This window comes from Pleurocapsa minor HA4230-MV1 (assembly GCA_019359095.1).
GTDB classification, from domain to species: domain Bacteria; phylum Cyanobacteriota; class Cyanobacteriia; order Cyanobacteriales; family Xenococcaceae; genus Waterburya; species Waterburya minor.
Map to the genome: position 1 here is coordinate 569,213 of JAHHHZ010000036.1, position 15,585 is coordinate 584,797.

The following is a 15,585-nucleotide window of genomic DNA, read 5'->3' on the forward strand; positions in this document are numbered from 1 at the left end:
CTCTACCCTTTAATCTTCCATCTAATTAAATAAATAAAGCAAGGCGCTCCAATTAAAGGCATCACCAACCCTACAGGCAACTCTCTGGGTTGAAGCACTAACCGACCGCAAAGATCGGCAATTAACAGAATGATTGCCCCCAAAATGGCTGAATAAGGCAAAATCCAGCGATAATCAACCCCTACGAGGAAACGAACTAGATGGGGAACAATCAAACCCACAAAGCCAATTGGCCCTGCGATCGCCACACTTGCTCCAGCTAGTAAAATAATACTGATGGCAGCGAGTATTTTAATCAATCCCGTAGACTGTCCTAAACTTCTAGCGGTATCCTCTCCTAAACTAAGGATAGTAATTTGTTTGCTAAGAGCGATCGCTAATATTAAACCAATACAGATATAAGGCAACACTTGCAGCAGTAAATTCATATCTCTCCCCGCTACCGAACCAGCTAGCCAAAACCTAATTTCTTCTAAGGTACGTTGGCTCAGAATTAAAATACCACTGGTAATCGAAGAGATAAACACTGTCAATGCTGCACCAGCTATGGTTAGGTTAAAAGGTGTCAACCCTCCCCGACCAAGAGAACCGAGGAAATATACGGCGATCGCACTGATGGCAGCTCCTGCAAAAGCATACCAAGCATAGATAATTAAAGAATTACTACCAAAGATTAACGTCCCCGCTACTACAGCCAAAGCTGCTCCTGCATTAACTCCTAAAATGTCAGGAGATGCCAGAGGATTCCGTGTTAGTCCCTGCATAATCGCTCCTGCTACAGCCAACGCTGCTCCGACTAATATAGAAATTAGCGCTCGCGGTAAACGGATTGTACGAATAATTAGCTGATTAGTAGAATTATCAAAGTTAGTAAATGCTTGAGAAATATCCTTAAAAGCAATATCGGCAGCACCCCAACTAAGACTAGCGAAGAAACTAAGCCAGAGAATCAAAATTCCTAATAGCAAACCTCCTAGGAGTAAATAATTTTTTCCTGGGTAATATTTTTTAGCGATCGTCATTTATTGAGCAGGTTTTGAAAATTTGGCGATCGCACTAAAAGGATCACTACGATAAATAGATAAAATTTCTTTTTACTTAAAGAAAACTCTACCACACCTTATTGATAATATAGTGCAACTAAATTTTAAATTTTCTGGTTAAAACCGACTAAATTAAAGATCACAAGTATCACCACAAAAAGCACCTAACATTGTCTAGTATTGCTATATTTGCAGATAAAAGGGCGATCGCACTGACAGAAGCGATCGCCGAGCGTATGAATATTGTCTAATACCATTCCAATAAAAATAGTTAATACTGCTTCTAGATATTCACTATGAGCAATTTTTATATTTTATTACTGACATCAAACAACTGTTTTTTAGTTGTAGCTGCAAATTTCCCATCTGCCAAGTTGCCTAATTTAATAGTCAAATTCAACTAGTTGAATCCGCTACTAGTTGCTTAAATAATAATAATGATCTGGGGAGAGATTTAAAGAATTAATCGTTTTTCCTCAAGAGATCGGGTAAAAATGAGTGATCCAGAGTAGGTATTATTTGCCTATTATGGTCATACTTCATTATATTTTTCCTATTTAAGTGACTAACCAAGACCACGAGCATAGCACTAATACTTTTAAACAATTATTGAGCAAACGTAAGACAACTGCCTATCAAATAGCCAAAAAAACAGGAATTGATAAAACTTATCTCAGCAAACTTTCGAGTGGAGCGATCGCTAAACCAGGAAAAGACAAATTAATCAAAATTGCTCAGGCGTTAAATATCGAACTTGAACAACTCCAAAAAGTCTTTAGCGAACCAGAAGAGGTGATTGAAGAATTTGGTTTAGATAATATGCAATCAAATTTCTCTCAAGTTATCACGCCATTACAGGATTGGGGATCTGCCCCAACTGCTATTGTTTGTTATGAGCGAAGTACTGAAATAAATACCATCAAGCAATGGATCGAAGAGCAAGATTGTCGTTTAGTCACGCTCTTTGGTTTAGGGGGAATTGGCAAGACTACCGTAGCTATGGAAATTGCCAGACAATTAAAATCTGAATTTGACTATGTATTCTGGCGTACTTTAAGTGAGGTTTCTCTAATAGAAATCATCATTCAAGATGCTTTGAGGCTATTTAGCAACAAAAAGCCGCCAATCACGATTACTCACCAAATTACTAAGTTACTGCAATATTTACAAAAACATCGTTGTTTATTAATTTTAGATGGCATAGAAACCATCTTAGCGACAGGTAGCTCACTACAGCCCTATCAAAACGGTTGTCAAGCCTATGGAGAATTATTGAGACAGGTAGCTCAAAAACAACATCAAAGTTGTCTGTTATTAGTTAGTGATGAAAAACCGAGGGATATAGCCATTTGGGAAAGTACTTCGGCTTTGATTCATTCTTATCAACTTCAAGGTTCAACCAAAGTTGGTTATCGAATTTTGGCAGATAAACAAATTCCGCAATCTTCCGCCTGGAATGAACTTATCACAGTTTATCAGGGACATCCTTTAGCTTTAAAAATAGTTGCCACTCTGATTAACGAACTATTCAATGGTGATGTATCCCAATTTTTGCGTCAAAATACTTTATTTTTAGGTGATTTACAGTTTATTTTGCATCAGCAGTATCAACGCCTTGGAGATCGGGAAAAAAACATACTTAAGACTCTTGCCGAGACAGACAAACCCCTCTCTCTTCAGGAATTAACCTTACAATACGCTACTCAACTAAGATGCTCGGAAATAATGAATTGTCTTAATAGTCTCAAAAGGCGATCGCTTTTAGAAATCGACCAAAATAATCGAGTTAGCTTTTACAGTATTCAACCTGTAGTGCGAAAATATATCAAGTCTCAAAGTTGATTTCTATATGAGCTATTGTTTTAATCCTGATTGTTCTCAACCCGATAACCTCCAATGGCAAGATCGATGTAATAGTTGTGGTGCAAACCTGCTTTTGAATCAGCGTTATCGGGGAATCAAGTTGTTAGGGAAAAGCCAATTGGCTCTAACCATCGAAGTTATTGACATTAAGCCGAACCAACTAGAACCCGACAATCATAACTCCCAGACCAAGGTTTTAAAAATTCTGCTCACAGACTATCCTAAAGCGGTGGAGCTATTTCAACAAGAAGCGCAAATTCTGTCCCAGATGAATCATGCTGGTATTCCTAAACTATCAGAGGATGGTTATTTTAGCTTTCAGCCTCACTGGCAGCAAAACCCCGTACATTGCTTAGTAATCACCAAAATAAGCGGCTTAGATTTAGAACAGTGGTTAAAACAAGGTAACAATCAACTTAGCCTAGAACAAGCTCAAGATTGGCTCAAACAATTATTAGATATACTATCTCAACTCCATCAGCAGCAATACTTTCACCGTGACATCAAACCCAGCAATATTATTTTGCAGCCTAATGGAAAGCTAGCTTTAATTGATTTTGGTGCAGCTAGAAAAGTTACTCATACTTATCTGGGTAAAGTAGGAGTCAATCAAGGAATTACCAGTATTGGTACACCAGGCTATATTGCACCCGAACAGATTGACGGCGCAGCCTTGCCTCAGTCTGATTTCTTTGGTTTAGGTCGTACTTTAGTTCATTTATTAACAGGGAAACATCCCCAAGAATTTGCTAAAAATTTAGATACCAGAGAAATTATTTGGCGCGATCTAGCACCTCAAGTATCAGTTTCTTTTGCCGACTTATTAGATGGAATGATGAACTATCTACCCAGTCAGCGTCCTGTAAATGTTGAAGCGATTACTAATAATTTAATTAAAGTTGAGCAGTTTCCTCATCAACCACTAACAAAACCACCCTCAAAGTTCAAGTCATTGCCGATGTTATTTGGCGCAGTGTTTTTACCCTTCTCGGTTTTAGGTTTATATAATTTGGGAGATAACTTGAAACCAGAAGCAACTACCAGCAAAGTTGCCAATATACCCCTGTGTAATAATCTTACCTGTGTTAACCGCGACCCGATCGATAATAAATGCGATCGCGATGCTCAGACTATTACTTCTAATACTGGCAATTATATTTTGAATCAGAAACTCATGCCTTATCGGCTAGAAATCCGTTATTCTCCAACCTGTAATTCTGTCTGGGCAAAATCAGAAGCTCCTTATCGCTCTATTCACTATATAGAAGATGCCCAAGGCAAAAAATATGGTTCGGCAATTGTTCATGTCGACCAATGGAATGAACATTATGCAGATATGGCACCAGGAAAAAATATTCAAGTACGTGCCTGTGCTAAACCCCTAACAGGAAAGAAAAGCTGTACTAATTTTGTCCAACTGTAATATCAAGTATGGATAATGACTTTAAATAGAGTGATTCCCCAAGTCCCCAAGTCCCCAAGTCCCCAGGTCCCTAAATTAAAACATTTAACTGTTCATCCGAACCTGATATAAGTCTGTCTCTATTGATTTTTACTTCGTTGACCAATAAAAACCAAAAAAATTCAAAGTAGCTTGTAGGATTCGATTTCTAACACTTTACCAATCATGGCGATAGTCATCACATCTTCGCGGATTTTACCCTTAACTTCTACCTGAATACCTTCTTGCTGTAATTCTGCGGGGGCATCTTTTAATTCGTAGGTTGTACCATCATCGGTGACTAATGCCCAAGTACCAAAACCAAAACCTTTTTTTTCAATTGTTCCTGTTACAGTCATACTCATTTACCTCGCTTATAAATAAAGGTTTGGTAGTACCAAACCCTTAATCTAATTATAAGTAGGTAGGCAAAATAATTGATCAAACCCCTACCCTTAGAGCTATTTGTTACTCGTCCTAAAGGACTTGTCTCGCATAGTTTCCGTCGCGTTTTGGGTAGGAAGATTCCCACCCAAAAGCCGACGGGGAGATACCGCTCCGCATATTACTCGTTACTTGTTACTCGTTACTCCCTAACCTCATTTCCAATTTAATTACACCCACCTACTTATCTGTCTACCTAGTAGTCAATTAACGCTTGACTTATACTCTTTGAGGATCTTTTTGGCTAGCTATATATGCCAAACCTAGACAGAGTAAGACGTTAACGATCAAATAGGTACTAGCGATCGCACCATTACCTAAAAGCCAAATCCCAGGATCGGTAAAAGCACTAACTCCCAAACAAGCAGCCACCCCAATACTAGAACCAATGGCAAACCATTTTAGGCCAGAATTTAAGAGCAGAGCAGTTAAGGCAAAAGGAATTAAGGCACTGGCAAATAGCGGATTTAGGTTAGCATTACCAAACACCACGTTACCTAATTCGGGTAAAGAACTACCAAACAGGCGCATCGGCCATTGTGGTAAATCAAACCAATATAGTCCTTGAAGGAAAAATAAGCCAGAACTGCCAAAAATCAGACCACTGTTTAAACCGAGGGTAAACGGAAGATAGTTGCGTAAAAACCAGGCGAGTAAATAAGAGCCAAGTACCATACCCAGTTTGGGTAATAGCGCCACTGCACCACCATCAACCCAGAAGCCAAGGTTGAGATAACCACTCTTACGCAGCCAACGGAAGAAATCATTAAAGGTAATTTTGCCTTTAAGCGCTAGCTGAACTGCTGCATTAGCATCCAAATGTCCTGAACCAAAATGATTCAAATGATCTTCCTCAACTTTGCGCGTAGATTGCAGCAAAATATCTCGAATCTCGTCTGGAGTCTCAACCCCAGTAGATTTAATTAGCGCAGCCACACCAGATACATGAGGTGCCGCCATACTAGTTCCAGGAAAACCGACAAACACTGATTCACCAGTTGCAGGATTAATCGTGTTCTGAATGATCTTGCCACTATCACCTTTTCCCTCTGCACTACCCCCAGGAGCGGAAATATCAACCCCTGCGCCAAAGTTTGAATAAGAGGCTTTATCTCCCCCAGGATTGGTCGCTGCAACACTAATTACATCAGGATAGCGAGCGGGATAGGAAGCTGCATTACGACCTTCATTCCCCGCAGCAGCAACAATTACCACCCCTTTATTATGAGCATACTTAATCGCTTCTTCCATCATGTTGCTAGCACCGCCACCACCCAAGCTCATGTTAATCACGTTGGCACCGTTATCCGCAGCAAATTTAATCGCTTCAGCAATATCGGCAACCGTTCCGCCACCACTACTAGCTAGAACCTTTAAAGGCATAATGCTGGCTTCATAGGCAATTCCTGCCACTCCATAGCCATTATTAGTAGATTGAGCGATCGTACCTGCTACATGAGTCCCATGTCCATTATCATCGCTTACCTCATCTTTATTTTTGACAAAATCGTAGCCTGGAACAAACTTAGTTGACTTGAGATCGGGTACGATACTGACTCCTGTATCAATTACCGCAACAGTTACCCCCGCTCCCCTAGTTTCGTCCCAAGCCTGTTCGACATTAATATCGCGAAAGTTCCATTGTCGATTGTATTGAGGATCGTTGGGAACAGCACTGATGTGATATAGATAATTTGCTTCAATATATTCCGTATCTTTACGAAGAGGAGAGCGCTTCAATTCCTTAAGTACCTTTTTATCTCCTTCAACAATATAAATGCGATCGTTGATCGAGAAAAAACTGTTCAAACCAACTTGCTGATTATATTTTGCTTTAAGCGCTTGAATCTCTTCGCTAATTTTAGCGATCGGCACATCTTCTTTAAAATCTAAAATAATTGAGTTGAATTCCCCTTTTTGTGCCAGTCCTTTGAAATTGAACAGAGCAAATCCAATTCCCAGAACAAATAAGCACAGCAGCAATAACTTTTTCATGGCTATTTGATTTAGCTATTATTTTCCTATCTTTAAAGATAACGTAACTCTAGCTGGCTACAACGGCGATCGCAACTTTAGCTCTTCAATACCAAAACTTTTTAATTAATTACAATTATCTGTCAAGCAACTACTGCATCAATACCATCAACGTTGAAGTTACTATCGAACGATTATCTTGAGCTTTAATAGACATAATTTCATTTTTCCTTACAAAATGAACGATTTATTACGTAATAATTAGGTATAAAATTTTTCTTGAGTAAAACGACTTTTCCATTTCGACTCAGAAGCAAGTATTTAGAATTAATTACACCCTGTGCTTCAGCAGAACCGACGTAGTACCACCAATGCCAGCGAATTATTGACTTAGTAAAAGCTTTATTTTCGCGAACGTCGATCAATAAATGATTGGGCCATCTTTTGATAAGACCGCCATCCATTGGATATCGACTTGTTGAAACCAATAGTAGAGACTTATCCGTACTGAGTGAGCCTAGTAAATATATCGAATAGATTTCTTTCCATCCCTTTGAAGATTGCTTGAATATCGAAAGTAAAGCATCCCATCCACCAGAATAGATTGCTAAAAAGTCATCACCTAATGCTATTGGAGAACTAAATTTTCTAGTTTTATCAGCAGAGGAAGTTGAAATTTCTGACATGGAAATTGTTTTCAGCTCGCCGTATTTATCGATTAAATAAACTCCTCCTTGAGTTGAGATATTTGGTGCGCTAATGACGAGATAATTACTATTACCCGTGATACCTATGCCAAAATTTTCTTGCTTACTTGGCAATATAGATGGTTCAATGACAGATTCAACTTTTAATGTAATTGGATTGACAATTAAAACCTTGTCAGGTTTATTTTCATAATCATTAACAACAGTAGTTCCTAGTGCGATTTTGTTATTAAATACTTTGACTGCATATCCCGTAGGATTTATTCCCTCAGGTAAATTAATTTCCATTAAAGCGTTTTGATTGCCTTCATTTACTTGCAGAGAATAAACAAAACCTCTGTTCCTGAGTTTGTCCTGGGTATCTTCATCAAAATGACTTGGTACAAAATCGCTAAAAGCACCAATAATTAATTGATTTTGATTGAAAACTAAATACTTACCAAAACCAGCACCAACTTTGTCAATAATGGAGTTTTTTGCTGGATAAACCTCTCTAATTCTCGACCATTTATCTTGAGATTTATCGTAGCTATAAATAGCGACGCGATTTGCTTCAGGATCGCCAACAGCTATATAGTTATCATTGAGCGCTAAGGCTTGACCAAAATTATAAGTATCTTCAGGTTTGGACTCTAAACAAGTTACTGAAGAAGCAGAATAAATTAAATTTTGAAAAATCCTGGCAAGAATAATTAGACAAATAACACATAAAAACAATCCTAATAGTTTGAATATTTTTTTCATCACTTTTTTTTAGTCAAAACCACAGAATAATTTATGCTTGTTGTTTTTTCGATTATGTGCGTTGCATTGCATTAATGTAACCTACCAAGGCAGAGCGATCGCAACTTTAAGTAGGTGGGTGTAATTAAATTGGAAATGAGGTTAGGGAGTAACAAGTAACGAGTAACGAGTAATATGCGGAGCGGTATCTCCCCGTCGGCTTTTGGGTGGGAATCTTCCTACCCAAAACGCGACGGAAACTATGCGAGACAAGTCCTTTAGGACGAGTAACAAATAGCTTTAAGGGTAGGGGTTTGATAACGAAGTGTATCCTTTAGGATAAATTATTTTGCCTACCTACTTAGCTCTTCAATGCCAAAACTTTTTAATCAATTACAATTATTAGCCAGGCAACTAGTAGCCGATTCAACTAGTTGAATTTGACTGTTATTTTAGGCAACTTTGCATTTATATTTGTTCAAGTTAAAACTAAAAGTGGCTATTCCTCTTAGCTAACGATATTGACTATGATCTTGAAAAAATTGACATCTAATCAATATTTGTTAGTTTGGATACTAACATATACATCTTCAAATTTAGTGATCGTCTTTGCCAGAGCGATCGCTTTTTTATTAAATTCTAAATTTAACGCCTAATCTAATGGTAAACATCTACGTCAATCAAAAGAGATCGCATTACTAGTATGCTATATTTTCTAATCTAAATAGCGATCGCGAAGAGTAGGTACGACGCGGAGGACGCGGAGCTAATCCTTTAGGACTAGTCCTTTAGGGGAGTCTAATCGCCAATACTGCTTTTCAATTTAAATACTTTTTAATGATAGATAATGCTCTTTACCTTTTACCTCTACCTTAATTTTCTCGGCGCAATTTTTCTGAATAAAGCGTAAGGTTGACTTGGGCAGCTTGTTACTCTGTAAAATTTCGGAAATGGATTTTTGATATTTAACCTTAAATTCTTGAGATAATCGCGACAAGGTAATTTTCTCTGGTGATTCCTGCGCAAGTTTAGTTAAAGTCACTTCTATTTTGCTTTGAATCTTATCCTCTATAGTTTGTACTGGTGTAGCACTAGAAATTTTCGTCATTATTGAATTACGATCCGTTGAGCTAGAATCATTCGAGTGCAAACGCGCAGGGTAATAACTGACAAAATCATCAATATACACATTTCCTGACTGCTGATAAACCTTATAGGTATTCTGTCCTTGTCTTTGTAGAGTCTGATGTAAATAATTAAAAATAGCGTCGTGAGAAACTATTGCTACCTCTTTCACCTGGGGATAGTTTAACTGTAAAGATGCCCCTAAAGTTAAAATCTGAGCATCGGCAGCATTTTTGGATTGAGGGACATGAATCAGTTGATATCCTTGTTGATGCAAATGTCGATCTAGTTTAGAAACGCTACTATTAAGCCAATTTGCGACAGCGAATTTAATCGTGATGGGATATCGGCAGTATGGCTTGAGATGTTGCGCCAAATCGAGCTGGAAGGGGAAATTTTCGACATCTAATAAAATTGCCCCCGTATAAGATGAAACTTGCATTAATGATTCTGGTGCAGTCTTAAAATCCATTGGTTTAAAGAAGAAAGCAAAACAAGATCTTAAGCCGATTGATTACATAAAAGCTGTGATTTAAATTCTTCTAACATGCAGCGAAGATTTCCAACCTGGGTGAAAATTATTCCTTGGTTAAACCTATGAAATTATGAACAACACAGAATTCTTACAACAAGTATTAGCAGGAGCAACGCCTAGTATTGATGAGTTTGTGGATATTTTAGGCGATCGCTTTTCTCTTTTGCGAGAGTATCAATCTACCCCTCAAGATTGTCAATGGCACGCTGAAGGAAATGTGCATATTCATACGGGAATGGTATTGAATGAAACCTATAAGATTTTGCAAACTGAAGCGACTCATTTCGATCCCCAGCGCCGTCTGAGTCTAATTCTGGGTGCTTTGTTACATGATATCTACAAGCCAATTACTACTCAAGAGCAAGAAATTGAAGGGAAAATTCACCTTGTTGCTCCCCAACACGCTATTAAAGGACGTTCCTATTTAGCACTTAAGCTAGTGGGTTTAGATTTGCCCTATTCGGTAGTCGAGAACACCTTAAGTTTAGTTGGTTATCATCACGAGCCTAAACAGTTAGTTACGCAAAATAAATCCGCTGGAGAATATCAACGAATCGCTCGTCTTAGCGATCCAGAATTGCTCTACTGGCTGGCATTAGCCAATCTTCGAGGACGAGAATGCCAAGATCGAGAACAATTAGAAATTGTTGATCTGTATGGTTTATTTGCTCAGAAATATCAAGCCTGGCAAGGTTTTGGTGCGGAGTATCAGTCTTGGCGAGCATATTTTCAGCGTGAATTAGCCGACTGGAATCAAGCTACTCGTGATTTAGTTTTCGCTCAAGCGATCGCTCGTTATGAAGCTGGCAAGATTTTTGACCCAGAATCCGAACTGGTTCGTTCTTGTTCCTATCGAGATGCTTTTCCTCAAGTGGTTATAACTTTTGGCGTCAGTGGCTCGGGAAAAAGTACTTGGATTGAGCAGAACCTGGGCGATCATACAATTATCTCCCTCGATGCTTTAAGAGCTAAAATAGCTAGTTCTCGTAGCGATCAGTCGCAAAATAGTAAAGTAATTCAGATAGCCCAAGAACAGTTAAAAACTCTGTTACGTAGCCAAAGCAAAATCGTCTGGGATGCCACCAGCTTAAGATATGACTTTAGACAGCAGATCATTAGCATTAGTCGTCAATACGGCGCATTAATAACCTTGGTAATCTTTCACTGTCCTGAGACAATCTATCTTGAACGCAACCGCCAGCGTCGTCATAGCATCCCCGAAGAAGTATTATACCAACAACTACAGTCTTTAGAATTTCCCGAATTAGATGAAGGCGATCGCACTATTATTGTCGATGAACATGGTAACACCCTGGCCACCCACGGAACTTGTTAATTACAGCAGTTTTCAATTGAGTAGACACATTAATTTATCGAAGTAATGGGTAATGGGTAATGGGTAATGGGTAATGGGTAACTGAAATTCGCTGTAACTTTCGACTGCTCAGTAATCAGTAATTAGTAATCAGTAATCATTCCCCTACACCTGCAAAATCTACCAATAAAGACAGGTTTTGGCGCAGGGTTTCTAGTCCCAGGCGATCGCTAGCGGAAATAAATAACGCCAGGGGAAATTCTTCTTTTGCCTGATTGAGAGCGTCACTGCCAACCCGATCTAGTTTATTAAATACTAATAAGATTGGGCCAGGAACAATCGGCATTTCGCCGAGGATTTCCATCACCGAACGGATTTGATTTTCCCAACTAGGATGAGATAGATCTACTACATGAATCAGCGCATCGGCTTCGGTAACTTCTTCTAAAGTAGCGCGGAAGGCATCGACTAAAGGTGGTGGTAGCTGTTGAATAAAACCGACTGTATCGGTTAACAACATATTCTGGGGTTCTCCCGTATCCGCATTAGGTATGGATAAGCGACGGGTAGTGGGGTCGAGGGTAGCAAATAGCTGGTTAGCTACGTACACCTCTGAATTGGTTAAGGCATTAATTAAAGTCGATTTACCTGCATTAGTGTAGCCGACGATCGCCACAGTAGGAACATCCTGTTTTTGGCGTTGTTTGCGCATCCGCGAACGTTGTGCCTGTAATTCGGTTACTTCCTGCTGTAAACGAGTAATTCGCTTTTGAATGCTTCTTCTTTCGGTTTCTAACTTGGTTTCACCAGGGCCTCTAGTTCCAATTCCGCCACCAAGACGGGACATTGCTTGCCCTCTACCTACTAGACGGGGCAACATATATTCTAATTGGGCTAACTCTACCTGAAGTTTACCTGCACGGGATTGAGCGCGTTGAGCAAAAATATCGAGAATAATTTCTGTGCGATCTACCACCCGCACCCCAAATTGACTTTCTAGATTGCGGATTTGCGCAGGAGAAAGGGAGCGATCGAAAGCGACTAGGTTAGCGCCTAGAGTTTGTACTCGCAGGGCAATTTCCTGTACCTTCCCTTCGCCTATTAAAGTTCGCGGATGAGGACGCGATCGCTTTTGCCGAATTGTTTCTAAGACTTCTCCCCCAGCGGTGTTCACCAAGCCCACCAGTTCATTGAGACGATCTTCAAATTCTGGTTCAGAGATTTGATCGACCTGTAAACCAACTAAGACTACTAAATCGCGATCGCTACCTACCTGTTGAGCGACAAATTCTCGTTCAAATTCAGCTTCTAAACCTTCAACTAATTCCAGGAAATCTTGGCTAGCTAAACTGTCTAGAGTCATTGCTTCAGATACTGACCAATACTGTTGTTCGGTGTTTATCTCCGACTGAGGTAACAAATGTGCTAAATAGGTATCCTGCACATAACCTGTTGCACCACCACCCCGTTTTAATTTACCTGTACCAGTGAGGGTAATTAAAGCCAGAGCATCTAATCTTTGACGCACCATTGCTGTTAGGCTGGACTCTTTTGGTGGTTCAGGTTGCAGTTTGGTAGAGATACAGCGGATCCCCGAAAGACGTTTTGCGCCGTAACGAGGTAATTCTAACGGGGGAATTTGCGTTTGTAGAGCATTACCTACCCCAACTCTAATCACCTGTCCCCGACGATTGATGTAAATACAGACAGGCTGATCGATCTCAGTACTAATTGCTGCTAATCTTTGAGCAAATTCTGGGGTAACAATCATGTCCCCTGGCAATTTCTGATGATAAAGTTTTTTGAGCTGTCTGAGCTGATTTGATTTTAATCCTTTATATTTACCGTATATAGTATCGATAGACGTTGCCTCGAAATCAAGAAAAATATTGGTTAGATAAGCTAATTTTAACGATTTTGCGAGCTTCTTGACTCAAACCAGCGATCGCGAGTCACAACTTGTAACCTATTGAGATTTATTCAGCAGCTTTTGTTTTAGTCATTAGTCATGGTAAAAATTGTCAGTCGTCAATCATTGGGAATGCAAGCAGTATATGACATTGGAGTAGCTCAAGAGCATAATTTTCTCTTGGCTAACGGCATGGTAGCTTCAAACTGCTTTAATAAATCTCATTCCACTGCTTATGCCTACGTTACCTATCAGACTGCTTACCTTAAGGCTAACTATCCAGTTGAGTATATGTCTGCCTTGCTTACTGCTAGCAGTGGTATTCAAGATAAGGTCGATCGCTATCGGGAAAATGCCCAAAAGATGGGTATTATCATTTTGCCACCCGATATTAATCGTTCTGTAGAGGACTTTTTGCCCCTAGATGACAACCATATTTTATTTGGCTTATCGGCGGTGAAAAATTTGGGACAGGGGGCAATTGAGAATATTCTTGATGCCCGCAATAGCGATGGTGAGTTTAAATCGTTAGCCGATTTTTGTGAACGAGTAGAGTTGCGCACGGTTAACCGTAGGGCTTTAGAAACCTTAATTTACTGTGGTGCTTTCGATTTAATCCAGCCAAACCGTAAACAGTTGATTAATGATATTGATGTAGTGATATCTTGGGCGCAAAAACGCAGCAAAGAGAAAGCTAGTGGTCAACTTAATTTATTCGATCTAGTAGATAAGGTAGACACTGAGCCTATTTTTGAACAAGCACCCAGCAGCCCCCCCGTAGAAGACTACCCCGTTCAGGAAAAGTTACGTTTAGAAAAAGAATATATTGGGTTTTATATCAGCGATCATCCCCTCAAAGCAATTAATCAGGCTGCCCAAATCTTATCACCGATTAGCTTAAGTGCATTACCCGAGCAAAAGGCTCGACAAAAGCTTAGTGCCGTAGTGATGCTTAATTCAGTGCGGAAAATAATTACTAAAAAAGGCGATCCCATGGCTTTTGTGCAAATGGAAGATATTACAGGGGAAGCCGAAGGTACAATTTTCCCCAGTACCTATGCCGAACTTGAACCCTTGCTCTTAGAAGGTAAACAGCTAATTGTTTGGGGGACAGCACAACAGCGTAACGATAAATATCAGCTAATTATTGATGATGCAGCAGCGGTAGAACAGGTGAAAATGCTAATGCTAGAAATCACTCCCGAACAGGCATTAGATCGCGTCAAAAGTAATTATCTCAAGCAAATTTTAGAACAACAATCTGTAGAGCCTAATAAATTCAAAATTCCCGTAATTGCCGCAATTGGTAAAGGAGAGCAAAGACAGTTTATTCGCTTTGGACAAAAGTTTTGGGTACAGAATGAAACCAGTGCGATCGCTTCTTTAAAAAGTGCAGGTTTTGTAGCACGATGTGAATCATTATTAGCAAATTAATTAACCTAAAATATCTATAATTCCATATATTTACTGATGACAAAAAGCCAAAATAATGGTCTGTGTCTATCTAATATGTAACCATTGCTGTTCATTTTTTATAGATTAGAATATAGTAAATAATTATCGAGTTAAATATATTAATATATCTTAGTGAGATAGATAATTTAGCGGATCTTAATTCAGCAAGTCTGATTTTATGTATTGAGAACAAATAAATATTAAAGCTACTTTGCTTTATTTTTAATTTCTCATTGATATGTTGGTACACAATAAATAATGTCGCTCTCATGGCTGATAATAAATCCAAGCTAACCCTCGTTAAATTAAATAAAGCAGATCTAGCCAAAGGACGACACGTTTTAATTGTGGAGTCTCCAGAATCAAGAAGAGCTGTTGCCCTCAATGTCAATGTGTTTTCAATTGGCCGCCATCCTCATAATGATTTAGTAATTAGCGACCAGTTAGCTTCTCGTCACCACGCTACAGTAGCTTGGATGAGATATAGCGAAGGGACAGATAAAGTTGACTACTCTTACTGGATTATTGATGGTAAAGGGAAAAGACAAAGAAGCCGCAATGGTATCTATATTAATGATAAGAAAAAGTCTTTGCATCGCCTGACCTCTGGAGATATTGTTTGGATTGGCGATAATATTAAAATTTCTTACAATTATATTACCTACAGTACTGACAGTAGCCAGTTCCTTAATTACTGTAGCGAAGCAAAAACTTCATTTAAATCTTCAGTGCCAAATACTAAATCTGACAAAGATACGATGGTGATCGAAGGTGCTTTTCCTAACAACGATCTTCCAGATGACAGTATGATGCTAGAGAACACTATTGTTAGCAGGATGCCAGAAGATCGCAATATTGCTGGGGAAATTAGAACTAAAGAATAAAGGAGCAAAGCTATAAGCTATAAGTCAATAGTAGCGAGGTTTTAAACCTCTTAGTCCATTGGTAGGTGTCTTAAACCCCGTTAGCTTAAAGCTTTTTGATAAGACTGTAATGCGATCGCTGTCAATCATAATAGAATATAGACGAGATTGATTGCACCAGTTCCGTG

Annotated in this window: 11 protein-coding genes; 5 read left to right on the plus strand and 6 right to left on the minus strand. The window is 39.1% G+C overall.

The features are described from left to right. Positions 1–2 precede the first annotated feature (2 nt). Positions 3–1,022, minus strand: coding sequence for an iron ABC transporter permease (locus KME09_26410; protein ID MBW4537475.1), 1,020 nt, complete (start codon positions 1,020–1,022; stop codon positions 3–5). 582 nt (positions 1,023–1,604) lie between these two features. Here KME09_26410 and KME09_26415 point away from each other — a divergent pair. Beyond that, a complete protein-coding gene (locus KME09_26415; GenBank protein MBW4537476.1) occupies positions 1,605–2,885 on the plus strand; it encodes a helix-turn-helix domain-containing protein in 1,281 nt (426 codons plus the stop codon). 7 nt (positions 2,886–2,892) lie between these two features. After that, entirely contained in the window at positions 2,893–4,329 is a 1,437-nt protein-coding gene (locus tag KME09_26420) for a protein kinase (protein ID MBW4537477.1), read from the plus strand. A 161-nt stretch (positions 4,330–4,490) separates the two neighbouring features. Here the strand turns inward: KME09_26420 and KME09_26425 are convergent, their stop codons facing one another. The 4 genes from KME09_26425 to KME09_26440 all read right to left on the minus strand — a co-directional run bounded on the left by KME09_26425 (position 4,491) and on the right by KME09_26440 (position 9,762). Further along, complete coding sequence (locus KME09_26425) at positions 4,491–4,712, minus strand: hypothetical protein (GenBank protein ID MBW4537478.1); 222 nt, start codon at positions 4,710–4,712, stop codon at positions 4,491–4,493. A gap of 298 nt (positions 4,713–5,010) precedes the next feature. Next, the gene (locus KME09_26430) at positions 5,011–6,786 is read right to left on the minus strand and encodes a S8 family peptidase (protein ID MBW4537479.1); all 1,776 of its coding nucleotides are present in this window, start codon (positions 6,784–6,786) and stop codon (positions 5,011–5,013) included. Between the two features lie 200 nt (positions 6,787–6,986). Continuing rightward, a complete protein-coding gene (locus KME09_26435; GenBank protein ID MBW4537480.1) occupies positions 6,987–8,216 on the minus strand; it encodes a hypothetical protein in 1,230 nt (409 codons plus the stop codon). Positions 8,217–9,018: 802 nt separating this feature from the next. Then, complete coding sequence (locus tag KME09_26440) at positions 9,019–9,762, minus strand: NYN domain-containing protein (protein MBW4537481.1); 744 nt, start codon at positions 9,760–9,762, stop codon at positions 9,019–9,021. Between the two features lie 163 nt (positions 9,763–9,925). Between KME09_26440 and KME09_26445 the strand changes: the two genes are divergently transcribed. Next, positions 9,926–11,191 carry an AAA family ATPase gene (locus KME09_26445; protein MBW4537482.1) on the plus strand — a complete coding sequence of 422 codons (1,266 nt, stop codon included), beginning with the start codon at positions 9,926–9,928 and terminating at the stop codon, positions 11,189–11,191. A 136-nt stretch (positions 11,192–11,327) separates the two neighbouring features. Here the strand turns inward: KME09_26445 and hflX are convergent, their stop codons facing one another. Further along, a complete protein-coding gene (hflX, locus tag KME09_26450; protein ID MBW4537483.1) occupies positions 11,328–12,953 on the minus strand; it encodes a GTPase HflX in 1,626 nt (541 codons plus the stop codon). A 225-nt stretch (positions 12,954–13,178) separates the two neighbouring features. On the opposite strand from hflX, the gene KME09_26455 reads away from it, so the two are divergent. Together KME09_26455 and KME09_26460 are read left to right on the plus strand one after the other, a co-directional pair. After that, positions 13,179–14,513 (plus strand): trans-splicing intein-formed DNA polymerase III subunit alpha C-terminal partner DnaE-C, encoded by a 1,335-nt coding sequence (locus tag KME09_26455; protein MBW4537484.1) that lies wholly within the window; start codon positions 13,179–13,181, stop codon positions 14,511–14,513. 290 nt (positions 14,514–14,803) lie between these two features. Beyond that, positions 14,804–15,418 (plus strand): FHA domain-containing protein, encoded by a 615-nt coding sequence (locus KME09_26460; GenBank protein MBW4537485.1) that lies wholly within the window; start codon positions 14,804–14,806, stop codon positions 15,416–15,418. The last annotated feature ends 167 nt before the right edge of the window (positions 15,419–15,585 follow it).